The organism is Candidatus Methanomethylophilaceae archaeon, assembly GCA_017524805.1.
GTDB lineage: Archaea > Thermoplasmatota > Thermoplasmata > Methanomassiliicoccales > Methanomethylophilaceae > Methanoprimaticola.
This window is the reverse complement of sequence record JAFXUX010000008.1, coordinates 76,914-100,176: the sequence shown is the minus strand read 5'-3', so window position 1 is coordinate 100,176 and position 23,263 is coordinate 76,914. Positions and strand designations below refer to the sequence as shown.

Here is a 23,263-nt window from a genome sequence, read left to right as displayed (position 1 = left end):
TTATCAATCGATGGGCGGATTGCCTGTGCTCGTGTGGTGTAGCGGCCAATCATGAAGCCCTCTCGAGGCTTCAACACGGGTTCGAATCCCGTCGCGAGCACTCATCTATTCTTTCAGCTTCGCACTGTATCCTGAGCGACTTTTACCGGACGTTTCCATAGCTGATGCCGAATTTTCTGACTGCCTTGCCAAAAACCGAAAAATGCTCGCGGTATTGCTATGACAACCCCGCAGATAATGAAACAGAAAAGCTAAAAGTGGTCTTCAGCCAGATCTTGCGAGCTAAGCCTCAGACCATCATAGTAATTGCCTATATCCGTATTTAATACTGTTGCGTTCGATCAGTCTGACACATGTCCAGCCGACATATTGAATAGAAAAGGCCGGCAGGCCGCCGGCTTGTAGTTTCAGCTCAGCACGTCTTCCATGCCGTAAACGATTCCTTTTTTCTGGGAGACTACCCACTTGGCAGCCATCACAGCGCCGCCTACGAAAATCTCCCTGGAATGGGCCTGATGGCGGATTTCGATGCGCTCCGAGTTCCCGATGAACATGACGGTGTGATCTCCGACGATGTCTCCGCCTCTGATCGAATGGATGCCGATCTCTTTCCCGCGGGGGCATACGCCTTCTCTTCCGCAGATGAGCTCTTTTCCGCCCATGGCCTTGCTGATTATCTCGGCGGCAGTCATGGCAGTCCCGCTGGGCGCGTCCTTTTTCTGGTTGTGATGGGCCTCTATTATCTCGACGTCGTACTCGTTACCTAGGTATCCGGCGGCATCCCTGATCAGCTTGAAGAAGACCCCGACTCCGATGGAGTAGTTGGATGAGATCACAGCGGCGACGTTGTTCTTTATCACGGCGTCGGTGATCGCAGTCTTCTGCTCTGCGCTGAGGCCGGTAGTCCCTATGATGAGATTGACCCCAGCCGACGCTGCGATCGGAGCGTTGACAGCGGTAGCCTTGGCTATGGTGAAATCTATCAGAACGTCGGTCTTGCTTTCTTTGAGAACGGCTGCCAATTCGGAAGAATCAGATACCGGAACCCCCAAAGCTCCCACTCCGACGACATCCCCGATATCTTTTCCGATGTTCACGATGTCGAATGCGGAAGCTATTTCCATACCTTCGGTAGCCAAGACGCGGCGTATGATGAGAGTCCCCATCCTTCCGCATGCGCCGACAAGCCCCACTCTTACATTGGTCAAAGGCTTTCCTCCTTGTCGCAGATTGAATCCATGCTATCAGACCCTAATTTGCTGATGCGATTAAACCGTTATCCATCGCATCGTTCTGGTTTGCCTGCCATTGTCTCTTTTAGAACAGAGGTAATAAATGTTTTTTCTGCCGCATCCTGTGCAGAATATGATCCTTTCACCTTCCATCCTTTTCAGGATGCGCCTCGTATACTGCGGCGAAAGCATCGTATTCTCGGCAATTGTGCTTACAGAAGCGCCATTGAAAGCGGCTATTATGTTCTCGATTTTCTCTTTGCGAATTTCGTATGCTGAAGATACCACGCTGATGGCCGGGAGATTTATGGCGAAATGGCTGTCGGTAAACGATGCGGAAGGCATCTGCGGCGTCATCCTGTAGCAGTGTTTGATTGATGTTATTCCATTCCCGCGGAAGCTGAATCCCTCCAAAGCGCGGAAAAATTTGGCCAGCCCGGAGTTTCTGGCTAGTGGGCCGTTTTCCTTCTTGTCGGTGACCCATACGCCCCCCGGCGAAGTTATGTTCGCCGATTCCAGATCTGCGCATACGGTTATCGGTTCGTCCATGCCATAATCGCGATGGACGACGGCATTGACGGCAGCCTCTCTGATCACCCTTTTCGGATACCGTTCCACAGTGTATTTCTTTTCGGGATTGGGTTTCTCGATATTGCAGATAGCATCCAAAATCTCATAATACTGCTTCAATACAGGGCCGCCGATGGTTCCCTTCCGTCCGCTTATTTCTATTTCTGTTGTCCAAGGGCATTGGTCAGACAGCATCAAGGCAAGATTGCTGTATTTTCCGTTTTCAGTACGCAACTCAGCTATGCCTGCGTAATCCATGCGGACCTTTTCCCACACTTTCTTTTCTGTGTAAGTAAATGTAATATTTTGTAAAGGCGACTCTTTGCTGTCGAATGATTCGTCCATACTGACATATTATACTTGAATTAATATAGGCAATATTATGTTGATTTAAGGTTATTAGTGGTGGCTATATTGTCAATATAAATATCCTCCATTACTATTTGTTGTATCTATCAATATTTTAATATTCCATCAGATAATCGATTATTATAAATATTGTTGGAGATAATTATTGCGTTAGGTGAATATGGATGGTTGTAATTCCCAAAAACGTCGCTGACCTTTTCGTCCCCGACACAGTCAAAGTTTTAGTCACCTGCGACCGCGCAGGACAGCCCCATGCAATAGCATGCGGAAGCATTGATCTCTGCCCTCTCGAGGTAGGGAAGGTTTTGGTAGGAGAAATTCTCATGAAGAAAGCTGCCGAAAACCTTCGCACCACCAAAAAAGCTTCGATCCTTCTGACTTCTGGCACGACTTCCTATGAGTTGATTCTGGAGAATCCGGAGCGTCTCACCAGCGGTCGCGCAGTGGACAAAATGAATCTCAAGCTTTCTGCGATAGGGCTGAAAGCCAACGCGGTTTGGTGCTTCAACACAGTCGCGATTTATGACCAGAGTGCGACACCTGCCGCAGGAACAAGGATCGCTTGAAATCAAAGCCGCCCGTTTGAGGCGGCATCTTTCCCCTTCCAACAACATTTTTAGGTTGCAGCTGCATCTGGAATCCAATGGAAATTGATGAGGCCATAGCTTGGATCCAGGGCAATCTGCCTCAGACGATACTTCTTATAGGCGGCATTCTGGCGATGGCCATAGCCATCAAATATGCCAAAGATAAGGATGGGAAGTACGTCGTTTTGACCGCCGCCGGCTTCATATTCGGAGTGGGCATGCTCATCGAAGCGGTGGCCCGCTATTCAGAGTGGAGCACGTTCGCCGCCATTCTGATTGCGATTACGGCTTTCGCGCTGATCATAAGGCCTTTCCGCAACGTCAATTTCTCCGCGATTGCCGCTTTGCTGCTGATGGCGATCGTCTATATCGCACTGGGCGGTTTGAACGGGGTTATGATAGCCGATGCCATAGACCTGACGTTTCTGTCGGAAGGCTGGCCCCGCATCATCATTTCGCTGATCGTCGGCGCCATAGTCTATGGGTTGTGCAGATTTGCAGAGTCTTTGGTGAAGCTTTTCGGAAAATTGCTGAACCTGTGGCCGATTCTCCTTCTGCTCGGAATCACATGCGTGGCGGAGGCTGTCATGATGTTTGCCGGAGTGGGCTCCGTATCCGATTTCATGGATTTCGAATCGCTGCGTACAAGATTGGGATTTTGAGAGCAGAATCGATGCGAGATTACACCCGTATTTAGCATCGTCCCGTTCCACAACTCAACTAAACCTTTAAATCGTATGAGATGATGGCTGGGTTAGAGTGGGCTCGTGGCTTAGCCAGGATATAGCGCTGGCCTTCTAAGCCAGACGCCTCGGGTTCGAATCCCGACGGGCCCGCCAAGGATGCATCACCCTCGGTGATGACGCATTCAAGGAAGGAAGTCACATGAAGAGAGGCTCACGCGCCTGGAAGAAACGCGGCAACCAGCGTTGGAAATGGCGCAAGAAAAAAATGAGAAGAAGAAAGAGAGCAGCGAAGATGCGTAAGAAGTGATCGCAACTCGCCATCACACTCAAGGGGGTATAGGCTAACCTGGCAGACTGGTGGGCTCCAGTTATTGAGAGTGATTGTAAATGGGTTTGCTGAAGTTATGATGAATAACTGGAGCGATGACTCATTCAATTCCGTGGGGGGTAGCTCCCCTCACAGTGGAAACCCGCTGACGAGGGTTCAAATCCCTCTGCCCCCACCTACGCATCTTCACTGGTTCTCGGGCACTTCATGTGCCTCCCAACCTTTTTTATTTATTTTTGCTGATTTTTTGAGAGCGTACGCTTTTTGGAAAAGACTGATCTAACGGATTGCGCAGAATCGTATTGAAAAGAATGTTCCGCCCCTGACGAGGCGGTTTGTTCAGTTTTTGAAGCTGTGCACCGGAGCGGGAATCCTTCCGCCGCGGTTCACGAAATCGGCGCATCCGAATCTGTTCACGGGCATGATTTTAGCCTCGCCCAGAAGCCCGCCGAATTCTGCGACATCACCGACGCCTTTGCCGATGACAGGTATGACCCTGACAGCCGTGGTTTTCTGGTTGATCATGCCTATGGCCATCTCATCGGCGATTATCCCCGAGATTGTTGTCGCAGGGGTTTCCCCGGGAATAGCGATCATATCGAGCCCGACGGAGCAGACGCATGTCATTGCCTCCAATTTCTCGAGGGTCAGAGCTCCTATGTCGGCGGCTTCGGCCATGGAGCTGTCTTCGCTGACCGGTATGAACGCTCCGCTCAGACCTCCGACGTAAGAGGAAGCCATGACCCCGCCTTTTTTGACCTGATCATTGAGGATCGCAAGTGCTGCGGTGGTCCCGGGCGCACCAGCATATTCCATCCCCATCTCGCAGATGATGTCGGCGATGCTGTCCCCGACGGCGGGCGTAGGGGCGAGCGAGAGATCGACGATGCCGAATGGGACTCCCAGCCTTTCGGAGGCCTCTTTGGCGTAAAGCTGCCCCACCCTGGTGATTTTGAACGCGGTTTTCTTTATGGTTTCGCACAGGATCTCGAAATTCTCTCCCCTGACTTTTGAGAGCGCAGTCTTCACGACTCCGGGTCCGCTTACCCCGACGTTCAGAACGCAGTCCGCCTCGGTCACGCCGTGGAAGGCTCCCGCCATGAAGGGGTTGTCGTCGGTAGGATTGCAGAAAACCACCAGCTTGGCGCATCCGAGAGAATCATTATCCGCGGTGCGCTCCGCCGTCTTCTTCACGATCTCCCCCATGAGCCTGACGGCATCCATGTTGATTCCGGCTTTCGTGGATCCCAGGCTGACCGATGAGCAGACCCTCTCAGTTTTGGCCAGAGCTTCCGGTATTGAAAGGATGAGGTTCATGTCTGCGGGGGTCATCCCTTTCTGGACCAGCGCGGAGAATCCGCCTATGAAATTGACGCCGACATCTTTCGCGGCCCTGTCCAATGTCTCCGCTATCCTTACGAAATCCTCCGGCGATTTGCATGCCGCTCCGCCCACGATTGCGGCGGGAGTGATGGATATCCTCTTGTTGATCACGGGAACCCCGAATTCCAATCCGATCTCGTCGCCGACGGAGACCAGATCCTTGGCGTACTCAGTGATTTTGCCGTATATCTTCTCGCAAAGCCTTTCCAAATCCGGATCGATGCAATCCAGGAGGCTGATCCCCATGGTGATGGTTCTGACGTCCAGATTCTCATGGAGGACCATGTCGTTGGCTTCGAAGACTTCCTTTAGCTCGGTCATGGGCCTCAGACCTTGTACATCATGTCGAAAATGTCTTCGCGCTGGGCCCTGATAATGCAGCCGATGTCCTTACCGACTTTTTCCAGCCCCTCAGACATATCCTTGAAGGTGCCTTTGTAACCGTCGATGTCGACGATCATCATCATGTTGATGAACTCCTGGACCGTGGTCTGCTTGATATCGAGGATATTGATGCCGTTGTCCGCGAAATAGGTGCAAACCGCGGCGATCAGGCCGACCCTATCTTTGCCTATGAGCGTGACTATCACTCTGTTCATTGGGCGTCAGATTCCGAACGTCTTATAAGTGCGTATTCCAAGGAATCCTTCAGAGCCGCCAGACTTGCCTCTATTATGTTCACTGAAACCCCGACGGTGGTCCAGTCCTCCCTGCCGTCTGTGGACCTTATGAGGACGCGTACCCCGGTCCCGGTGCCTCCTCTCTCGTCCAGCACGCGAACTTTGTAGTCGGTGAGCCTGATGTTCGCCAGCTCCGGATAGAAGCATCTCAGAGCTTTCCTCAGGGCGTTGTCCAATGCGTTCACAGGGCCGTTCCCATCCGCGGCCGTATGCTCGATGTGGCCTTTCCCGTCGGACACTTTGACGCTCGCTTCGGACAGCGTCCCATCGCCTATGCCGTCATCGGTGTATACCCTGAAGCCGACGATATCGAACATCGGCTCTATCTCGTCCCTGAGCCTCTTGACCAGAAGCTCGAAGCTGGCGTCTGCGCCCTCGAACTGGTAACCCCTTGATTCCAAGTCTTTGACTATGCCCATGATCTTGGCGTCGTCGTCGCCTTCCCTCAATCCTAGCTGCCTCAGCTTCTCGGCGACGCTTGCCCTGCCGCCCATGTCCGAGACCAATATCCTGCGGCTGTTGCCGACGGATCTGGGATCTATGTGCTCGTATGTGCGGGGGTCTTTGGACAGCGCAGATGCATGCAGGCCGCCTTTGTGCGCGAATGCCCTGCTCCCGACGTAAGGCATCCCCGGGTTCGGGACCATGTTTGCGATCTCGCCGATGCATCTGGACAGATCGGTCATCTTCGACACGTCTATCCTTCCGATGTCGGCGCCCATCTTGAAAGCCAGATTGGGTATGACGGCGCACAGGTTGGCATTGCCGCATCTTTCCCCTATGCCGTTCACTGTCCCTTGTACCATCTCGCATCCGGCGCGGACGGCCGCCAATGAGCATGACGTGGCCATGTCGGAATCGTTGTGGCAATGTATCCCCAGCCTGGCCTCCATCTTTTGGGATACGGACGACACTGTCGCTCCGATCTCTTCGGGCAGAGAACCTCCGTTGGTGTCGCAGAGCACGACCCATTCCGCGCCCGCCTTTTCCGCCGCCGAAACGGCTTCCATCGCGTATTCCGGGTTCGACCTGTACCCATCGAAGAAATGCTCCGCATCGAACATCACCCTCTTCCCAGCGCCCCTGAGGAAAGATACGCTCCCGGATATCATGCGGAGATTCTCTTCCAGACCTATCCCGAGGGCTTCGGTGACGTGGAAATCCCATGCCTTCCCCACGATGCAGCACCATTCAGCCTCGCATGCGGCCAGCGCTTTGAGATTGGGATCGTCTCCGAACGGAACCCCGGGTCTGGCTGTGCTCCCGAAAGCTACCAGCTCCGAATTCCTCAGATTTCTCTTCGAAGCTTTATCGAAGAATTCGTCGTCCTTGGGATTGGATCTGGGCCATCCTCCCTCGACGAAATCCATCCCGAAGTCGTCCAGCCTTTCCAGTATGTCCAACTTGTCTCCGCTGGAGAATGATACCCCCTCAGTCTGGGAGCCGTCCCTGAGAGTCGTGTCGTAGATGTAAACTCTTCCCATCGGCTCGGAGCCTTCTGTCAGCGATGGCTATGAGGTCGCTGAGTATCGCCGAAGCCGTCTCCGTGCGCCCAGCGCCTCTGCCGGATACAGTCACTGGCCCGGCGAGATCGGTTATTATCTGAGCAGTATTCAGCGTGCCGGAGATGCTGAGGGGATGCCCCTTGGGAATCAGCCTGGGGCCGACCTCCAATTTGCTCTCCGTCACTTCGCCTATGAGCCTTATGACCATGTTGCGGGCGGCGGCCATGGCCACGGCCTCCTCGGTTATCGACGTGATCCCCGTGATCCTGACGTCGTCGAATTTCACATCCCTGCCGAATACCGAGTTCGCCAGGATGACGACCTTGCAGGCCGCGTCATATCCCTCGATGTCGTTGGTCGGATCGGTCTCGGCGTAGCCCAGCTGCTGCGCCTCTTTGAGCGCTTGGTCGAAGGGCTGGCCTTTGTCCATCTTGCTCAGTATGTAGTTGCATGTGCCGTTGAATATCCCGCGAATGGAGGTTATCCTCTCCCCCACCAAACCCTCGGTGCACAGGTTGATGATGGGCATAGCCCCTCCGACGGACCCTTCGTATCTGAGATAGCATCCGTTTTTCTTCGCCAAGCCGGTGAGCTCCGCGTATTTGAGAGCCAGAGGCCCTTTGTTCACGGTTATGACATCCTTCCCGCGTTCCAGAGCGCAGATTATGTTGCCGAGCCCGGCACCCCCGGTCTTCACGTCAGTGGGGCTGACCTCTACGATCAGATCGTATTCGCACTCGGACAGAACTTTTTTCGGATCGGAATAGCTGTTGCTGCCGACTCTTCCGCTCTCTTTTTTGCGGGACACGAGCGAAAGGGGATCCAAACCGTCCGGATCATACGCAAAAGTTCTGGAATCCATCGCGCCGACGATCGAAACGCCTTCGCCGTACCTTTTTTCGAGGAACTCCTTCCTTGATGCGAGGACTTCCGCGAAGCCTTGGCCGACGGTGCCGAAACCGCATATGAAAATCCTCATCTCAAACGCCTCTCACGTATGTTATCTTGGATTCCTTGCATCTCTTGTCAAGGAATCTGTCCAGCATCTCCAAGTCCTCTTCGCTGCGGGTCTTGACGGCCACCATCGCCGTGCGCTTGGACGAGTTCCCGGCTTTGGACGAGTATCTGATGTCCGTGGCATCCAGATTCACGTTTTTGGATGCCTCGCCGATGAGATCCTCTATTCCCTTCCCGTCGAAATCCCCTATGAGCATGTATTCCATGGAATACGTCTGATAAACCGAGCCCAACCTGGATATGATTATGTCCTTGGATTTCCAGACGTCCTTCAGCCTGCAGAGCTGCTCTTGGTCCTCGATCTCGAAGGTGACGTTGATGCATATCCTGTGGTTCACTATTTTCTCGCGGTTGTGGACGACTTCCACTATGTTCCCGTCGAGAAGGGAGATAGGCTCCAGAGACCCTACCAATTGTCCTGGAAGGTCTTTCACGAAGAGTTCGGCGTTCACAATCATATTCCGCACCGATATGCTTTCCCCATGTCCGAACGGATTAATAATCTGTGGCTTAGAAGAAGCGCCGAGGGGGAGATTTGAACTCCCGAGGGATAGACTCCCACGAGCTTTCCAGGCTCGCGCCTTACCGGGCTGGACCACCTCGGCTTCGATGGGAGGAACTTATAGTTGCATTAATACTTTTTGCACAGTAGCTTGATCGCGGTTCCCCCAGCCAGTCCACATCCGAACGGAAATCCTCGAGATGCCGTCTGATGTCCCTGCATTTCCTGATGTGATCGGTGTCGATCCACATGATCGAGACGCACACGTCATCCCCGCAATCCGCGATGGTGTTGCCCAAAGGGTCCAATCCGCGGGAACAGCCATGCATATCGAGGCCCGCCATTGGCCCCACGTTGTTGATGTAAACCATATATGTGACATTCTCGACCGCCCTGGCCGGGAGCACAGCGTCCAAAAACGGCTTCGAAGGTTTGGCCGATGCGGCGCAGCAGATGTTCACCGAAGCTCCATTCAAAGAGCAGCCATGCAGGATCTCAGGGAAGAAGATGTCGTAGCATACGCACATCCCGAACAGAATCCCTTTGTAAGTTCCCATGACGCGGTGGTTCCCCTCATCGAATCCGTCCTCGGAATAGATCCCGAATTTCGCCAGATGGGCTTTGTCATAGCACGCGACACCATCTGGAGACAGGAAAAAGTATCCGTTGTATATCCTGCCGCCATCCCATCTTGGGGCGCCGATCGCCACAGCCTTATCCGCGCTCTTGCAGGCGGCGAGAATCTTGTCCAATGCCGCCTCCGTATCATCTTTCAGTCCGCTGATGTCGGAGCCGTAGCCGGTCAGGAACATCTCCGGGAATGCCAGCACATCGGCGTCCATCGTCGCCAGCAGCTCGCAGACGGCTTCGGCGTTGGCCGCGGGATTTCCTGGCTCCGGAACCAGTTGGCAGAGCCCCATCTTCACGATCATGCCAACCAGACCTGCGGACATCTTATAAGATTGTGTTCCGATAAGGTAACGATGTCCGGAGTCAGCATACCTAACATAACGCCCGAGGATGTCGACGGGATTCTCGGTTTCATCAGGAAGGCAGTTGAGAAAATAGGTTGCAAAGGCGTGGTAATAGGCATAAGCGGAGGGATTGACTCCGCTGTGGTGACCAAATTGTGCGTCGATGCCATAGGCCCGGACAAGGTCCTCAACGTTTTCATGCCGTCGAGGGTGACTCCCGCCGCGGACTACAAGACCACCGCCGAGCTCTGCTCCGATTTCGGGACCGAATACAAGGTGATAGACATCCAGCCTGCCGTAGACGCTCTCGCGGCCGTTCTCCTGTCGGGAAAAGAGACTCCGTTGGAGAGAGGCAACATCTCCGCCAGATGCAGGATGATCGTGCTGTACAACCTCGCCAAGAAAAGGGACAGCATCGTCGTGGGGACATCGAATCAGAGCGAGATTATGATGGGATACTTCACCAAATTCGGCGACGGAGCGTGCGACATGACCCCTCTGGCGAACATGTATAAGACAGAGGTCAGGCAGATCGCGAAGCTCATCGGGATCCCGCAGGAAATAATCGATAAGCCACCATCGGCTGGGCTCTGGGAAGGCCAGACCGACGAATCGGATATGGGTATAAAGTACGCGGATCTGGACAGGATACTGTACTCGATGGAACAGGACAGGACCGACGCGCAGATAGAGGCGGATACAGGCATCCCCAAGGACGTCGTCGCGGGGATCCGCGCCCAGGTGGAATCCATGGAGCACAAGAGGCTCCTGCCTATCCGCCCGGACGATTTCTGAGATCGGCCCGGAGCAGGGAAAAACTCCCGCTCCGGTTTTTGCATCTTCAGTGGCCGCAGTTGCACGAATGCCCTTCGCCTTCGTGGTGGTGGCATTCCGTATCTGGGTCGTAATCCAGCTTTCCGTCGAGATAGGCCTGCACGCATGCGTCGGCGTTTCCGCTCGCCCCCGGGAGGAGCTTGATCCCGCGGCTTTCGATCATATCTCTGGCTCCGCCGCCGATGCCTCCGCAGATGAATGTGTCCACTCCGTTATCCAGAAGGACCTGGACGAGCCCGCCGTGGGAGAAGCCTCCGTTCCCGATGACCTCGGAGGATTCTATCTTCCCGTCTTTGATGTCGTAAATCTTGAAGTTCTCTGTCCTTCCGAAGTGCTGGAACACTTCGCCGTTCTCGTACGTCACAGCTATCTTCATGATACCGGCCGAACCACAGCTAGGTTTCGCTTTAAGCCTGTCGTTTTCCGAGGAATAGTTTCAGAGGTGTGAACCTCGCTCTATCCTCGACACAGTGACGTTCCCCTGGGCTTTGGCCGCGCTCCTTCTCACCTCTTCGACGATCTCATCCGCCTTGGACGGGTCGCAATCGATGATGAACCTCTTGGTCTGGAACATCAGCGCGGCGCCGTTCACCCCGGGGCGCCTCTGTATGTGCGCCTCTATCTTGTCGGCGCAGTCCTGGCATTCCAATCCGGCCATGAAAAGAACCATCTTCATACTGAGCACATAGTGCAATCCGCTTATTATACAGCAATGTCTTGCGGTATAGAATGGCGCCGAAGCAAATGGTCTTGGGTCCGAAGACGTTTTTGGGGATGGTCATCCTTCTGGGGATGTTCGGACCCATCTCCACGGACATGTATCTTCCCGCTCTGCCGGACATGGCCTCTGATCTGAGCGCCGACGCCGCTTCTCTCAACGCTACGCTGTACGGATTCATATTCGGGATGGCCGTATCAATGCTCCTGATCGGGCCTCTCAGCGATAGGCACGGAAGGAAAAAGCCGTTAATCGTCTGTCTGTCGATGCATGCCGCTGCGTCCATAGCATGCGGACTTACGGGAGACGTATGGTCGCTGATTATTTTCAGAGTGATCCAATCGATAGGCGCGGGAGCGTCCATCACGATGTCCGCGGCATTCATCAAAGATTCCTATGAGGGCAGCGTGCGCGTACGGGTGCTGAACATGAACGCCATATTCCGCGCCCTGGGGCCGATGCTTTCGCCGATCGTCGGCGCCGCCATAATCTCCGTATCGGGATGGAGGACCACATTTTACGTTACCGCCGTCGCTTCGCTGATATGCCTTGCGCTGGCGTTCCTGACGACGGAGACGCTTCCGGAAGAGAACAGGAAAGGAAAGGGATTCAAGGATGTCGCCATCGGAACGAAGTCCATCCTGTCGGACCGCTCTCTGATGATCTTCATGGTCATGTCCAGCATGATGAGTTTCGCATTCATGGGATACCTGTCGGTATCGTCGTACATCTATGAGGGCATGTTCGGATTCGCGGAGTCCGAATACTCGTTGGCTCTGGCATCGGCGATGCTTATCGGCTCTTTTGGGATGATCTGCATAAACCGTGCGACGAAAGACGTGCCCAACTACAAGCGGATCCCGTTGTATACCGCTCTAGAGACGATTCCGGGGATTCTGATAATTCTGTTCGGAGACCAGTCGTGGTGGGTTTTCTTCCTGCTGTTCCTGCCGTTCGTAGTGGGATTGGCTTCTATGAGCCCCTGGGGCATGGCGGCCATGATGGCAAGCCATGAAGGGGACAACGGCGTGCTGTCCGGGCTGATCAATTTCGTCTACTTCACGATCGGCTGCATCGGGATGATAGCGTCTACGCTTCCCTTCCCTTCATACACCGTCGCACTCGGGAGCCTGATGGCCATAGGCGGGATAACATTCTGCGCCCTGTGGGGAATAATAAAAGCAGGAGGCGGGAGCCTGAAGGGCCTGGAGATGACCGGCTCAGGCAGAATGCCGGATGACGGCCCCAATAACTGAGGCCGATCGGCAAAGAAACGTTGAGATCATGATTGGAGGGCCGCTTTAGCGCCGCGATAGATATCGTCCGCCGGCTGCAAAGTTACCCAGCCCTCGGATATCTCCAAAGGTTCCAGCTCCATCTTCTCGCAGATGCTGTTGCATTGCCCCACGAACTCTTCCCTGTCGTCCTCTAACCCGGTATCAATGATGAGACCGTTTTGATATCCCGCTATGGAGAACATCCATTTCATGTAGCTGTCCGGGTCGGTGATCCCGAAGTACTCCTTGATGTCCGAAGTCATGCTTTCCAATTCCTCGCGCATTTTGAATCCGCCGAAGAATTCCTTCCAATTGGATGCGACCGTGGGTATGAGATAGAGCATCCCAGTGTATTCCTTGGTGAGCCTGGTGTAATTGGTGCCGCCTCCGATCGCAACCCCGACGCAATCGTCGCAGACCTTTCCGTCCGGGCATTTCATTGTGGACGTCGGTTTGAACCCTTTTTCGGCTGCCCAATTCTGTATGTCCCAGCCGAAGGACCCGCACATTCCATAATACACAGCCACCGAATCGCAGTATGGCTGAACCTTTGACACCTGCTCTTCCACCTGGCTCTTGAGTTTGTCCGGGAACTCATGGAGAGCCATCGGGTTGAAATGGATCACGACATTGAACTTGGTGCGGTCTATGTCTTGGTGATCCGAATAGAATTTCCAATCTGGGATGAGCTCATAGCGGAACCCGCGCCTGTCAGCCTTCCTCCTGAATGTCACCGCATCATCGTTGTCGATGACGTATACCGTTTTTTCCTCCGGATCGGACATGAGGCTGTGCAGGAGCTCATTCTCCAGCATCGGACACGCGATGGCGCAAAGGATTCCGCTTGTCATACCGAATAAATCTTGCATATGGATATTAAATCTGTCGGGATTTCCGTCCGATTGCACAGACGATGACAATAGCCTGGCTGGATGCGCAAAACCCATCTTCGATGATGAAAGAAACACTGAAATCCGATATGCAACCGCATATCATTGGAAGATGCCCAAGATCGCTTTCACTTTCTTCCGCTCCACCTCGATTCTCCGCACGTCCGTTGCGCCTTCGGCCTTCGCGATCTCTTCCAGGAGCCTTTCCTCGTACTCCCATTGGCATGAGATGTGATTGTTCATCCTGTGCAAGACGAACAGGTTGAAGAACAGCGAATAAACGCCCAGCGTGATCATCAGCAGAATGATGTGCGGCAACAGATCGATTTTCTCCTTGGCAGCTCCGGTTGACATCTCCCCGATATTGATGATGCCGCCCATGCTCTCCACGAACAGCGATGTTAATTTGCACTGCTGGAAGTTGTGCTTGGTAATAGTCTCAAGAATGTATGCGGACGTGAAAGCCATCTCCACCACGGTCAGGATCAGCGCCGCCCATGTCAGGATGGATTGGGATGTCACGCCGATATCGCGGTTTCCGGTTAAGACAGCCGCCGCAATGTTGACGACGGCCATAGCTAAGAATGTGTATTTGGTGACCTGCATAGCGCGCCCGTTTCCTGCGTCGCGCATTGAACCGGCAAGCGAATCGATCTCATCCGAACCGCGCCCGCGGAACCTGGCATAAGATGCGAGAGAGTCCGCCCATTCCGCATCGCGGGCGAGATGCAAGTTTAGGCCCTTCACTTCCAGATAAAGGGCGTAGAGAATCGCCGTCCATGCCACCAGTTCGACGCCAGTGTCTGCGATGCTCGAACCGCTGCCAAGGAATTCGTGCATCACGACGATCGCGATAGCAGGAGCCAGAATCGTGATCATCAGGAACGCGCCGATGCGGAATAGGGAGTCACTGTCCGAGCGCTTCATGACGCAATTCAGGAAACGGTCGGCCGCGTTCGCGCTCATGCCATAGGCATCGGTTTAATCCTATAAGCCTATAACCTCCCCTATGGAGCTGCGGAAGGGCAAAGGGCAGAACAAGACGAAGGTGCCGGCCCCAGTGATCATGGGCGAGATACTCCTCACCTTAGTCATAATCCGCTACATCCTCAACTTCTGCTTCTATCTCCACATCATAACGGATGAGGCGGACGAAATCGCCAGCAGGGCGTTCGCCATGGTGTTCTCCATCGTCATGCTGCTGTTGATCGTCAGCTCCGTCATCGGCATAGCCTCGGCCAAACCGAGCTCGTGGAGGAAGGTCATGAGGACGTCCATTATTCTGCTGGTGATCAACAAAGCCCGCGACATCATCGGCATGACCGGGGTGACCATCGACGACACCGTCCTCATCATCATTACCGCTCTCACCATGATCATGATGATGCTCCCGTCCGTACGCAGGTTCTACCTCCCTCCGATGACCGAGAACCCCCCGCTGACCCGCTGGATAGGATACATCTTCGTGATGCCGCTGTTCAAGGAGGCCGACTTCGAGTTTGTCAGGGAAGGAGACGCCGCAGCGGAAAAGCCGTCGAGCGCTGTGCCGAGATAAACCGCAGACTGGCCGCATAATTTAATGGGAAAAATCAAAAGGTGGACAGGGCGAGATTCGAACTCGCGGCCTCTACCATGCCAAGGTAACGATCTTCCAACTGATCTACCTGCCCAGCAAAGACCATGATATTCTCATGGTTTAAAAAGGTTTGTATCAGGAAAACCTGTATTCCTCTCCGCTGATATGGGTGGGATACTTGCCGTTGGTGCACGCGAGACAGAGCTCGTCGGCCGGCATCCCGATGGCTTCGACCAGACCCTCGAGGCTGATGTAACCGAGGCTGTCTGCCCCTATCTGCTCCCTGATGCCGTCGATGGAATAATGGTTGGCGATGAACTGGTCCCTGGTCTTCATGTCGACGCCGTAATAGCACGGGGCGATGATCGGAGGGCTTCCGATGCGGACGTGGACCTCTTTGGCTCCCGCGTCCCTGAGCATGGAGACCAAGATTTTCAGAGTAGTACCTCTAACGATGCTGTCGTCGATAATGATTATGCGCTTGCCAGAGACGGTGCTGCGGATCGGAATCATCTTCGTGGACACGGCGGCCTCTCTGAGCTTCTGCTCCGGCAGGATGAACGTCCTTCCGGCGAAGCGGTTCTTCATGAAGCCTTCCTCGTAAGGTATGCCCGCGGCGAGAGCGTATCCTATGGCGTGCGCGCGCCCGGAATCGGGTATCGGCATGACCAGATCGACGTCTGCGGGGCACTCCCTCGCCAGAACCATCCCGATCCTCTTGCGGACCTCGTAGACTTCCTTGCCGTCGATCACGGAATCGGGCCTTGCGAAATAGACCCACTCGAACATGCATCTCGAATGGGCGTGGGTGCCTTCCATCGCGTGGATTACGTACCCATCCTTGGTGATCTCGCATATCTCGCCGGGTTGGATGTCCCTGATGAATTCGCCTTTGAGAGCGTCTATGGCCGTGCTCTCCGACGCGAACATGTGCCCGCCTTCGACTTTGCCGAGGCAGATCGGATGGAACCCGAACGGATCCCTGGCGGCGAATACCCTGCCGTTGTAAAGGACTGCGAGGGAATAGGCGCCATCCAGCTCGCCCATGGAGGCGCGGATGGCCTTCACGATGTCGCCGGACTCCGACAGATGCTTGGAAATTAGCTTGAGAATCAGCTCGCTGTCCGAATCGGTGAGGAAGGTCCTGCCTTCTCTCATGTATCTGTCCCTTAGGACCGAAAAATTGGTGATGTCCCCGTTATGGGCTACGGAAAGCATCCCCGAAGCGATTTTGACCGTTATGGGCTGCGCGTTTATCACGCCTTTGGATCCGGTGGTGGCATATCTGACATGCCCTATCCCAGCCGTTCCCCTCATGCATCCGGCTTTGTCCGCGGGTATGGCCGTCTCAACGAGCCCGTCCCCTTTGACGCTATCGATGGAATTCCCGTCGAATACGGAAATCCCGGCGCTCTCCTGCCCGCGGTGCTGAAGAATCATGAGGGCTGTGCGCAGCGGATGCGCGACGCCGGAACCGGCGGAAATGCCCACGACACCGCAGCTGTGCTTCGGCCCTGCCATGATATCAGCTCAATCGCGAAGCTTCGCCCACTGGTAAGACCTGATGGTGGTGGTCTTCCCGTACCCGCAAGAAGCGCAAGCGCCCTTTCTGATGTGGTAAGAGCGCTTTCCGCACCTGCGGCATGGGATGTGAGTCTTATGCTTGTTGTGTCTTCCCTGCGCGGCTGTTCCGGTTCCCATGATCGATGTCTCCTGGAATTGATAGTGATGCCTTGCCCTGCTGTTGGAGGGCACTCCGCGGCTTCCCGGTCCTTTTTCCCTGCGAAGAGGGAATAATCGGGCGCTTCACATGCCACGGGCTATGTTCTGGGTTGCCCATACTGCAATCGATATAAGAACGTATCTGTCTTATTATATAGAGCGCCCAGATACGGATCAGATGAAAGCCCCTATGGCCGGAGCGTCGAGGCGATCCATGTCGTAGAAGATTATGGCTTCTTTCACGCCTTCCGCGCCGCATCCTATGCCCATGAAATGGTCGAGCATTGACATGCGCCACAGCAGATCCATGACGGATACAGAGAGGGACCCGTAGTATGCGTTGGCCATGTCGTCCTCGTACCCGCTGGCGTCCATCATCGAGAATACGCTCCCCATGAAGCTGTCCCTGCCGTTCAGCGTGCTGACGTAATCCGCTAGGACTTTCCTGCCGGATTCGTCCGGGACTTTGAGCTGGATGTCTTCGGGCTTGGCGGAACCTCTCTCGAAGAGATCGCCCCCGTCGTCCATGACCTTCCACCTGAGCTTCCCGCCTGAGGTCATGAACATGTTCCAATTCCACTCGGCATCGCAATATACGGGTACGCTGAGCGGATCCGACGACGACATGGAATCCATGGCGAGATCCCTGCCTGCCTCTTCCAGCGAAGGCATATCCAGACGGGTCTCCGGGGACAGCCCTGCCAGCGACATCACCGGCTCGATCTCGGACATATCCATTATCCTGCTGAGATAAGCCAGATCGGTGAACATCGATATGTTCTCGGACACAGACATGCGTAGCCTCGAAGGGTCGGACATCACGCCGGCCTCGCGGCAATTTGCATAGAATTCCTTGTACACCGCCTGGGATTCCTCCAGCGCGGGGATTATCCTCGGCTCGGCGCGGGCGACCAGATCCTTCGCCTCGGCCAATGCGTCGGCATCCTGGCTGTCCCAGACCCCTCTGCACGAAAGGTCCAGCTCAACCTTAACGCGGTCGCTGGCGTACAGATGGAACGGGAACTGCCTGCAATAGGCCGTCCGATGGTCATAGACCGAGCAGCGCCTGTCATTGAGGAAGACGCAGGAACCGCACCCTTTCTTCAGCGCCAAAGCCTGATGCGGCTCTGGGGAGCCCACCCTGACGAGAGCGCGCGGATGGTTCTTCCTGAAGAATTCCCGCTCCTCGGGAAGCACCTCCGGCTGGCAGAGGCAGCACATGCCGCACCCGTCCGGGCATCCGATCTTCCTCCCGGCAACCTCAGAATAATCGACTTCGTAATCGGCCACAGATATCTTTCCCCATGCGTTCGCCGCAGAATTCGCCGCTGTCCACCTGTATTTCGCCCCTGATTATGACTGTTTCGGGGAAGACCGCCGGGAAGCCGCCGTAAGGCGAATGCCCGCACTTGCTGTGCAGCCTTCTGACGTCTATGACTGACTGCCGATGGAAATCGAAGACGCAAAAATCCGCGTCGTATCCCTTCGCGATTTTTCCCTTGCCGATGGAGAACAGCTCCGCCGGCCTCTCCGCACCCATGCGGACCGCCGTTTGAAGGGAGATCTCCTGCTTCCTGACCATCTCCATGGCCATCGGGATGGTTGTCTCCACCCCGGGGATCCCTCCCGGCGCGGCGGAGAACTCCTGGGCCTTGTCCTCCACGGAATGCGGCGCGTGGTCCGATCCGAACATGTCTATATCTCCGGACAGGAACCTTCTGTACAGGGCTTCCCTCGTTTTTGAATCGCGTATCGGGGGGTTGGTCTTGTACTCGGAGGTTGGGTTCCGGTCCGCGTCGAAAAGGAGATGGTGCAAAGTCGTTTCCGTCGAGAAGCCGGCGTTTTTCGCGATGTCCAAACCTTCCGAAGTGGTCAGATGGCATATATTGATCTTTGATCCGGCGAATCTGGATGCCAGCCTTCTGATGGCGCTGTGCTCCGCGGATGCCGGACGGTTGCGGAGATGGTCCCTTGCGCAGAACTCTTCGCCTTTGGATATCATCGAATCGTCTTCGGCGTGAACGCTCATGCGCTTTCCGGTGGCCAGGACGCTCCTCACCGCCGGGACGAGCTCCTCATCGTCATTCAGCAGTATGTTCCCGGTGGTGGATCCCATGAAAAGCTTGAATCCGGGGACCATCGGCGCGATGGGGGCGGCGTTGCAGCCTGCGGTCACTGCCGCGAAAAGCCCGTAATCGACATGCGCCTTTCCGCGGACGGCGGATTTCTTCTCTCTCAGCGATTGGACGTCGACGACGGGAGGCTTGGTGTTGGGCATGTCCAGCACGCAGGTCACGCCGGCGTGGACGGCAGCCAGAGTGCCGGTCGAGAAATCTTCCTTGTAAGTCATCCCGGGATCGCGGAAATGAACGTGAGGGTCGGTGAACCCAGGCAGAATCATCCCGTTGGAGCCGATATCGATTGCGCTGTCGCACCTTCCAAGGCTCTTGGATACGGCGGTTATGACGCCATCTTCTATGCCGATCTCCTGATACGACAGCTTGCCATCGACATAGGCCTTCCCACGGACGACGAGATCGAATGTCATGGGTCCCTTCTCTCCGCCGGTCCGAACGGAGTCTTCTCCGAGAATATCTCCCCTTGGAACCTGCTTATCCTCGCGTCCGGATCCTTCCACGATCCGGCTGGCAGCCCAGCTTTGTACGACAGATGATCCAGATACTGGCGGACGTCCCATCCCTGCTCCGTAGGCACCTGTGGCAGAAACAGCCCGCGATATCCCATCAGATCCAGCATGAGACCGTCCACGCCTATGCGCACCGCGGCCATGATGCCATCAGGCGAATCCGCTTCGATGGCCTCGGGCACGGTCAGAACTGTGACCTCCACGGTGACCGATTTCGCCTCTTCCGCGGACAGAGCCGGGAAACGGGGATCGTGGCAGGCCGCCTGCGCAGCCTCCGCTATGGCCTTAGAAAGCGGCATGTATGGGTATGGGAACCCGATGCATCCCCTGAGATATCCGGAAGGATATTCGCTCAGGGTGACGAAGACTCCCCTGTTCTCGGCGAAGCATCCGCCTTCTGGGGGCTTTGGCTCCGGGCCCCCTGAGACCGCCGCCATGACGCAGGCTCTGGCGTATCCGACGGCTATGGCTCCGGACGCGGTATCCGCGGAATCACTCTCCGTCGGTGTCGAACTTGATCGGAACTTTGCCTGGGGTCTCCCCGTCATCGCCTTCGGTCTTTCTCTGCTTGGGGGCGGCGCGAGAAACCTCCCTCCAGCTGTCTTCCATGCCTGAGGCCGCGTTCTTCATGATCTCTGGCCCCGGCATCTTCTGCATGAGGGCGGACAATCCCATGATCAGGTTCATCCCCATCGTCATGAAGTACTTCTGGACCTCCGGGTCGTTGAAAGCATCTATGGACGAGCGCAGCGAATCTTCGCACCTCATCCTGTCATAGGCCGCTCTCTCCCTGGCCCAATATACATCCTCCGCGGCTCTGCGGCGGGCGTATTCGGTGAACCTTCCGGGATGGCTGCGATCGTCTTCCCTTCCCCGGTAATCGCGGTAGCTTCCCATGCCGAAGGGATCTCTCCCCTCGGCGCGATCGATCATCGCCTCGATGAGGTCCCTGTTCTCCTCCACAAATCTGTATATCTCCTCGTCTGTGTGCTGCATTTCAGTTCCTCCTGAATTTGATCTTAAGAGTTCCGTCTTTGAATTCGGCGCCTTCTATCTCCGCGTGCACCAACGTGTCTGGGAGCTGTATGTTGCGCTTCTGGCTTCCCACATGGACCATGACGGTGGCCTGGTCCAAGCGGAAAAGCTCCACGTCCCCGCCATCCACGAACGGCATCTTCATCTTCAGATAGTGCTCGCCATCGATAGTTTCGAAGCTCATCGGACTGCTGGCGGAATAGACTTTGGCAGGGTCCTCATCCCCGAAGATCATGTCGGCCATCCTGTCCAGCTTGTCGAGTCCGCGGAGCTCCGTGCGCATCATCTCGCACTGCTTCATCTCCAGCGGATCGAACGTGTCGTGTATCTCCTGCATGTAAGCTTCCTGTTCCAAGAGCTTCTCCGCCAGGAAACCATCCGTCCCGGCTTCCTTGGGGATGACCTTGTTTACGACTATGCCCTCGACATTCTTGTTGTACAGGCACAGGTAAGTGTATGCCCTCATCGTCTCCTTTATGACCATCCTCTCTGGATTGAGAACAAGCCTGACCGTAGTGCTCTTCGGATCCTCAAGGACATCTTTGACCTCGGTCATGTTCTTCTTGATGACTTCGAGAGAATTCATGACCTCTTTCGACGGCAGAGGCATTTCCATGAACTTCCCGACGGTGAATCTGGCGAATCCCAGGAGCTTCTTCACCACCGAGAACATGCGATCCATATACCAATTGGATACGTCCGGGAAGCTCAGCAGCCTCAGCGTCTCGCCGGTGGGAGCAGTATCCAGCACGACGGCATCATAGGAATTCTCTTTCCTGAACGTGTTGAGATAAAGAAGAGCCGAAATCATCTCCATCCCCGGGAATATCGCCATCTCTTCCGCTGAGATCTCGCCCATCCCCTGAGAAAGCATGAATGCGGAGACATAATCCTGGATTTCGCTCCAGTGGTTGCGCATCTCATAGATGACGTCGATCTCGAATGCGTCGAAATTGTCGGCCACATGGGTTATCTCGTTGCCGAGCTTCATGCCCAACGAATCCCCGAGCGAATGCGCCGAATCAGAGCTCATCAGTATTGTGCGGTAGCCCAGCTTGGATAGCCTATATGCCGTGGCCGCCGACGTGGACGTCTTCCCGACGCCCCCCTTCCCGGTATAGATGATCAGACGCATGCATAGGGAATCCAATAACAGCTTAATAAGAATCCCACAAAGGTTCTTCCGAGATAGAAAAATATGGTGCCGGGAATGGGGTTCGAACCCATGACCTTCGGATTTCCCTGGAAGAGGTCTATTGACCAGAACCCTATGAGTCCGACGCTCCACCAGGCTGAGCCACCCCGGCCTTGAACGGAGCATTGGGTTCTGGTTTATATCGGTTTCTACGTGTGGCTTCTGGACGGCTAATCGCCAGGAATGGGTGCAATCCAAAACCCATTGGCCGGAAGAGCTTTTTAGCGCATGAAAAAGAGCACTCAGAGTAACAATTCTATTGCCTGAAATACAGAATTCGAGACGTTGACCATTATAATGCCATGTATTATCGAGACGATGCGATGGGATTGAATCTTAAGACCAAGATAGATGCATAACTTCTGCCGGCCCCAAAACGGCCGTAAGAGGTTTGTCGCCTTCATATGAGGGGCAATCTCAGCAACTCGGCGATGAGCCGGATCACTTCGAGGGGCAGGGTCAATTTTGCAGGACGCCCCTGGTCTTTTTTTATCGTCCAGGACTCTCACCTCCTTTTCGATTACTCAGGTCGGGACCGGCGCAAAGGGGGCCCTATGTGCCGGACTCCCTCCCTGGCGGCCGCCCAGCTGGGCCCTAATATATCGTGATTGTGCGAGGAATACGCAGACACCATTCCGCAGCAGAACACAGTGGCGTCTGAATGCCGCTCACCCATGAGGTGAAATCTGAGCCGAAACTATCCAGAACCCCGGATATATCGGTAAACTGAAAAAAGGAAAATTGGGCCCGAAGGCCCTTAAAACTCACTCGGAAGCCTCTTCCGCTTTGGGCTCCTCAGCGGGGGCCTCTTCGGCGGCGGGCTCGGCGGGAGCGTCCTCAGCCACGGGCTCTGCAGCGGGCATGATGGATTCGGGCTCTCCCTCTCCCTCTTTGAGGACCTCGGACTTGCGGATTTCGATCCTCTTGATGGGGATGACGACGCGGCATGCTCTGGCGAGCTCCTTGGCGAGGTCTCCGGAAACGATGTCCTTCACGATCTCGGAAAGGGTCCTCTCGGCTCCGATCTTCTTCAGGGTTTCGCCGATGACGGCTCTCATGCCCTCTTCCTGAGAGGACTGGATCCTCCTCTCGGCGATGGACATGGTCTTGATCCTGTAGATGAAGCCGTCCTTGGTGGTGATGTCCACGACGTGGTCGGTCTTGGTCTTTCTCCTGCGGGTCAGCCTCCTGACGTAGTCGCTGGTCAGGTCATGGCCGATGAAGACGGTCTTGGCGTCGTGTCCGTCGACAGAAGCGACCCTGAACTTCAGCTTGATGTGCATCTTGGAGAAGTCTCCGGTAAGGTCCTGGACGGTGACTTCGACGGTACGGCCGATGACGTAATCGGGATCCGCGGAAGGGGTCTCTCCGACTTCAGCCTCGTTGAACATGCGAGGCGCGTGGATCTTGTACCACTCCTTTGCTTTCCACTTGTCCTTCACTTTGCGGCCTGCCGAAGCCTTGGGTTTCTTTGCTGGTGCCATTTTTGCAGCTCCTTTTACTGTTCGATGCGATTCACTAGCCCTATTAAAACAT

25 protein-coding genes and 6 tRNA genes are annotated in these 23,263 nt (G+C 55.1%); 8 read left to right on the top strand and 23 right to left on the bottom strand.

Translation table 11 applies throughout. The features are described 5' to 3' along the window. Positions 1–27 precede the first annotated feature (27 nt). Positions 28–100 (top strand) — tRNA-Glu (locus IKP20_02330). A 307-nt stretch (positions 101–407) separates the two neighbouring features. Here IKP20_02330 and IKP20_02325 read toward each other — a convergent pair. Further along, a complete protein-coding gene (locus IKP20_02325) occupies positions 408–1,166 on the bottom strand; it encodes a 4-hydroxy-tetrahydrodipicolinate reductase (GenBank protein ID MBR4503795.1) in 759 nt (252 codons plus the stop codon). A 102-nt stretch (positions 1,167–1,268) separates the two neighbouring features. Next, on the bottom strand, positions 1,269–2,060 hold the full coding sequence (locus IKP20_02320) for a hypothetical protein (protein ID MBR4503794.1): 792 nt from the start codon (positions 2,058–2,060) through the stop codon (positions 1,269–1,271). A 275-nt stretch (positions 2,061–2,335) separates the two neighbouring features. Here IKP20_02320 and IKP20_02315 point away from each other — a divergent pair, with 275 nt between their 5' ends. The 4 genes from IKP20_02315 (at position 2,336) to IKP20_02300 (ending at position 3,947) form a co-directional block, all read left to right on the top strand. Next, positions 2,336–2,737 (top strand): hypothetical protein, encoded by a 402-nt coding sequence (locus tag IKP20_02315; protein MBR4503793.1) that lies wholly within the window; start codon positions 2,336–2,338, stop codon positions 2,735–2,737. A 77-nt stretch (positions 2,738–2,814) separates the two neighbouring features. Next, a complete protein-coding gene (locus tag IKP20_02310) occupies positions 2,815–3,420 on the top strand; it encodes a hypothetical protein (GenBank protein ID MBR4503792.1) in 606 nt (201 codons plus the stop codon). Positions 3,421–3,519: 99 nt separating this feature from the next. Continuing rightward, positions 3,520–3,597: transfer RNA gene (locus IKP20_02305), tRNA-Arg, on the top strand. 177 nt (positions 3,598–3,774) lie between these two features. Continuing rightward, positions 3,775–3,947, top strand: a tRNA-Trp gene (locus IKP20_02300). A 164-nt stretch (positions 3,948–4,111) separates the two neighbouring features. Here IKP20_02300 and IKP20_02295 read toward each other — a convergent pair. The 7 genes from IKP20_02295 to IKP20_02265 all read right to left on the bottom strand — a co-directional run bounded on the left by IKP20_02295 (position 4,112) and on the right by IKP20_02265 (position 9,791). Continuing rightward, a complete protein-coding gene (locus IKP20_02295) occupies positions 4,112–5,476 on the bottom strand; it encodes a PFL family protein (GenBank protein ID MBR4503791.1) in 1,365 nt (454 codons plus the stop codon). Positions 5,477–5,481: 5 nt separating this feature from the next. Then, entirely contained in the window at positions 5,482–5,754 is a 273-nt protein-coding gene (locus tag IKP20_02290; GenBank protein MBR4503790.1) for an ACT domain-containing protein, read from the bottom strand. Beyond that, complete coding sequence (cimA, locus tag IKP20_02285) at positions 5,751–7,319, bottom strand: citramalate synthase (protein MBR4503789.1); 1,569 nt, start codon at positions 7,317–7,319, stop codon at positions 5,751–5,753. Before cimA ends, IKP20_02290 begins: the two co-directional genes overlap by 4 nt. Beyond that, the gene (locus tag IKP20_02280; protein ID MBR4503788.1) at positions 7,267–8,319 is read right to left on the bottom strand and encodes a homoserine dehydrogenase; all 1,053 of its coding nucleotides are present in this window, start codon (positions 8,317–8,319) and stop codon (positions 7,267–7,269) included. Before IKP20_02280 ends, cimA begins: the two co-directional genes overlap by 53 nt. Position 8,320: 1 nt before the next feature. After that, positions 8,321–8,749 carry a homoserine dehydrogenase gene (locus IKP20_02275; GenBank protein ID MBR4503787.1) on the bottom strand — a complete coding sequence of 143 codons (429 nt, stop codon included), beginning with the start codon at positions 8,747–8,749 and terminating at the stop codon, positions 8,321–8,323. 128 nt (positions 8,750–8,877) lie between these two features. Beyond that, positions 8,878–8,962, bottom strand: a tRNA-Ser gene (locus tag IKP20_02270). Further along, the gene (locus IKP20_02265) at positions 8,940–9,791 is read right to left on the bottom strand and encodes a carbon-nitrogen hydrolase family protein (GenBank protein ID MBR4503786.1); all 852 of its coding nucleotides are present in this window, start codon (positions 9,789–9,791) and stop codon (positions 8,940–8,942) included. Before IKP20_02265 ends, IKP20_02270 begins: the two co-directional genes overlap by 23 nt. A 51-nt stretch (positions 9,792–9,842) precedes the next feature. On the opposite strand from IKP20_02265, the gene IKP20_02260 reads away from it, so the two are divergent. Further along, on the top strand, positions 9,843–10,628 hold the full coding sequence (locus IKP20_02260) for an NAD+ synthase (protein MBR4503785.1): 786 nt from the start codon (positions 9,843–9,845) through the stop codon (positions 10,626–10,628). A 46-nt stretch (positions 10,629–10,674) separates the two neighbouring features. Here the strand turns inward: IKP20_02260 and IKP20_02255 are convergent, their stop codons facing one another. Then, positions 10,675–11,043: a NifB/NifX family molybdenum-iron cluster-binding protein gene (locus tag IKP20_02255; GenBank protein ID MBR4503784.1), complete on the bottom strand. Its 369-nt coding sequence runs from the start codon at positions 11,041–11,043 to the stop codon at positions 10,675–10,677. Positions 11,044–11,103: 60 nt separating this feature from the next. Further along, positions 11,104–11,343 carry a cation transporter gene (locus IKP20_02250; GenBank protein ID MBR4503783.1) on the bottom strand — a complete coding sequence of 80 codons (240 nt, stop codon included), beginning with the start codon at positions 11,341–11,343 and terminating at the stop codon, positions 11,104–11,106. Between the two features lie 53 nt (positions 11,344–11,396). Between IKP20_02250 and IKP20_02245 the strand changes: the two genes are divergently transcribed. Continuing rightward, positions 11,397–12,641, top strand: a complete 1,245-nt coding sequence (locus tag IKP20_02245) for an MFS transporter (GenBank protein MBR4503782.1) — start codon at positions 11,397–11,399, stop codon at positions 12,639–12,641. Between the two features lie 26 nt (positions 12,642–12,667). Here IKP20_02245 and IKP20_02240 read toward each other — a convergent pair whose 3' ends face one another. Continuing rightward, positions 12,668–13,513: a DUF1638 domain-containing protein gene (locus IKP20_02240; GenBank protein ID MBR4503781.1), complete on the bottom strand. Its 846-nt coding sequence runs from the start codon at positions 13,511–13,513 to the stop codon at positions 12,668–12,670. 141 nt (positions 13,514–13,654) lie between these two features. Beyond that, complete coding sequence (locus IKP20_02235) at positions 13,655–14,518, bottom strand: hypothetical protein (protein MBR4503780.1); 864 nt, start codon at positions 14,516–14,518, stop codon at positions 13,655–13,657. 43 nt (positions 14,519–14,561) lie between these two features. Between IKP20_02235 and IKP20_02230 the strand changes: the two genes are divergently transcribed. Then, positions 14,562–15,107: a hypothetical protein gene (locus IKP20_02230; protein ID MBR4503779.1), complete on the top strand. Its 546-nt coding sequence runs from the start codon at positions 14,562–14,564 to the stop codon at positions 15,105–15,107. Between the two features lie 42 nt (positions 15,108–15,149). Here the strand turns inward: IKP20_02230 and IKP20_02225 are convergent. The 10 genes from IKP20_02225 to IKP20_02180 form a co-directional block, all read right to left on the bottom strand. Continuing rightward, positions 15,150–15,222 (bottom strand) — tRNA-Ala (locus tag IKP20_02225). A 41-nt stretch (positions 15,223–15,263) separates the two neighbouring features. Further along, the gene (purF, locus tag IKP20_02220; GenBank protein ID MBR4503778.1) at positions 15,264–16,649 is read right to left on the bottom strand and encodes an amidophosphoribosyltransferase; all 1,386 of its coding nucleotides are present in this window, start codon (positions 16,647–16,649) and stop codon (positions 15,264–15,266) included. A gap of 9 nt (positions 16,650–16,658) precedes the next feature. Beyond that, a complete protein-coding gene (locus IKP20_02215; GenBank protein ID MBR4503777.1) occupies positions 16,659–16,829 on the bottom strand; it encodes a 50S ribosomal protein L37e in 171 nt (56 codons plus the stop codon). A gap of 195 nt (positions 16,830–17,024) precedes the next feature. Continuing rightward, positions 17,025–18,140: a YkgJ family cysteine cluster protein gene (locus tag IKP20_02210; protein MBR4503776.1), complete on the bottom strand. Its 1,116-nt coding sequence runs from the start codon at positions 18,138–18,140 to the stop codon at positions 17,025–17,027. Beyond that, on the bottom strand, positions 18,112–19,398 hold the full coding sequence (locus IKP20_02205) for a dihydroorotase family protein (GenBank protein MBR4503775.1): 1,287 nt from the start codon (positions 19,396–19,398) through the stop codon (positions 18,112–18,114). Before IKP20_02205 ends, IKP20_02210 begins: the two co-directional genes overlap by 29 nt. Next, positions 19,395–20,045, bottom strand: a complete 651-nt coding sequence (locus tag IKP20_02200; GenBank protein MBR4503774.1) for a TIGR00296 family protein — start codon at positions 20,043–20,045, stop codon at positions 19,395–19,397. Before IKP20_02200 ends, IKP20_02205 begins: the two co-directional genes overlap by 4 nt. Continuing rightward, a complete protein-coding gene (locus IKP20_02195; GenBank protein MBR4503773.1) occupies positions 19,990–20,493 on the bottom strand; it encodes a hypothetical protein in 504 nt (167 codons plus the stop codon). Before IKP20_02195 ends, IKP20_02200 begins: the two co-directional genes overlap by 56 nt. A 1-nt stretch (position 20,494) precedes the next feature. Beyond that, positions 20,495–21,667, bottom strand: coding sequence for an ArsA family ATPase (locus tag IKP20_02190; protein MBR4503772.1), 1,173 nt, complete (start codon positions 21,665–21,667; stop codon positions 20,495–20,497). Positions 21,668–21,731: 64 nt separating this feature from the next. Further along, positions 21,732–21,839: transfer RNA gene (locus IKP20_02185), tRNA-Met, on the bottom strand. 652 nt (positions 21,840–22,491) lie between these two features. Further along, positions 22,492–23,211, bottom strand: a complete 720-nt coding sequence (locus IKP20_02180) for a 30S ribosomal protein S3ae (GenBank protein ID MBR4503771.1) — start codon at positions 23,209–23,211, stop codon at positions 22,492–22,494. Positions 23,212–23,263: the final 52 nt, after the last annotated feature.

Excerpts from the sequence above, each read along its gene's own strand:
- IKP20_02280 (MBR4503788.1), bottom strand. The coding sequence starts at position 8,319 with ATGAGGATTTTCATATGCGGTTTCGGCACCGTCGGCCAAGGCTTCGCG.
- cimA (MBR4503789.1), bottom strand. The coding sequence starts at position 7,319 with ATGGGAAGAGTTTACATCTACGACACGACTCTCAGGGACGGCTCCCAG.
- IKP20_02240 (MBR4503781.1), bottom strand. The coding sequence starts at position 13,513 with ATGACAAGCGGAATCCTTTGCGCCATCGCGTGTCCGATGCTGGAGAAT.
- IKP20_02195 (MBR4503773.1), bottom strand. The coding sequence starts at position 20,493 with ATGCAGCACACAGACGAGGAGATATACAGATTTGTGGAGGAGAACAGG.
- IKP20_02215 (MBR4503777.1), bottom strand. The coding sequence starts at position 16,829 with ATGGGAACCGGAACAGCCGCGCAGGGAAGACACAACAAGCATAAGACT.
- IKP20_02260 (MBR4503785.1), top strand. The coding sequence starts at position 9,843 with ATGTCCGGAGTCAGCATACCTAACATAACGCCCGAGGATGTCGACGGG.
- IKP20_02205 (MBR4503775.1), bottom strand. The coding sequence starts at position 19,398 with ATGACATTCGATCTCGTCGTCCGTGGGAAGGCCTATGTCGATGGCAAG.
- IKP20_02245 (MBR4503782.1), top strand. The coding sequence starts at position 11,397 with ATGGCGCCGAAGCAAATGGTCTTGGGTCCGAAGACGTTTTTGGGGATG.
- IKP20_02200 (MBR4503774.1), bottom strand. The coding sequence starts at position 20,045 with ATGACGGGGAGACCCCAGGCAAAGTTCCGATCAAGTTCGACACCGACG.
- IKP20_02250 (MBR4503783.1), bottom strand. The coding sequence starts at position 11,343 with ATGAAGATGGTTCTTTTCATGGCCGGATTGGAATGCCAGGACTGCGCC.
- IKP20_02295 (MBR4503791.1), bottom strand. The coding sequence starts at position 5,476 with ATGACCGAGCTAAAGGAAGTCTTCGAAGCCAACGACATGGTCCTCCAT.
- IKP20_02325 (MBR4503795.1), bottom strand. The coding sequence starts at position 1,166 with ATGGGGACTCTCATCATACGCCGCGTCTTGGCTACCGAAGGTATGGAA.
- IKP20_02315 (MBR4503793.1), top strand. The coding sequence starts at position 2,336 with ATGGTTGTAATTCCCAAAAACGTCGCTGACCTTTTCGTCCCCGACACA.
- IKP20_02265 (MBR4503786.1), bottom strand. The coding sequence starts at position 9,791 with ATGATCGTGAAGATGGGGCTCTGCCAACTGGTTCCGGAGCCAGGAAAT.
- IKP20_02320 (MBR4503794.1), bottom strand. The coding sequence starts at position 2,060 with ATGGATTACGCAGGCATAGCTGAGTTGCGTACTGAAAACGGAAAATAC.
- IKP20_02230 (MBR4503779.1), top strand. The coding sequence starts at position 14,562 with ATGGAGCTGCGGAAGGGCAAAGGGCAGAACAAGACGAAGGTGCCGGCC.
- IKP20_02290 (MBR4503790.1), bottom strand. The coding sequence starts at position 5,754 with ATGAACAGAGTGATAGTCACGCTCATAGGCAAAGATAGGGTCGGCCTG.
- IKP20_02310 (MBR4503792.1), top strand. The coding sequence starts at position 2,815 with ATGGAAATTGATGAGGCCATAGCTTGGATCCAGGGCAATCTGCCTCAG.
- IKP20_02180 (MBR4503771.1), bottom strand. The coding sequence starts at position 23,211 with ATGGCACCAGCAAAGAAACCCAAGGCTTCGGCAGGCCGCAAAGTGAAG.
- IKP20_02190 (MBR4503772.1), bottom strand. The coding sequence starts at position 21,667 with ATGCGTCTGATCATCTATACCGGGAAGGGGGGCGTCGGGAAGACGTCC.
- IKP20_02255 (MBR4503784.1), bottom strand. The coding sequence starts at position 11,043 with ATGAAGATAGCTGTGACGTACGAGAACGGCGAAGTGTTCCAGCACTTC.
- purF (MBR4503778.1), bottom strand. The coding sequence starts at position 16,649 with ATGGCAGGGCCGAAGCACAGCTGCGGTGTCGTGGGCATTTCCGCCGGT.
- IKP20_02235 (MBR4503780.1), bottom strand. The coding sequence starts at position 14,518 with ATGAGCGCGAACGCGGCCGACCGTTTCCTGAATTGCGTCATGAAGCGC.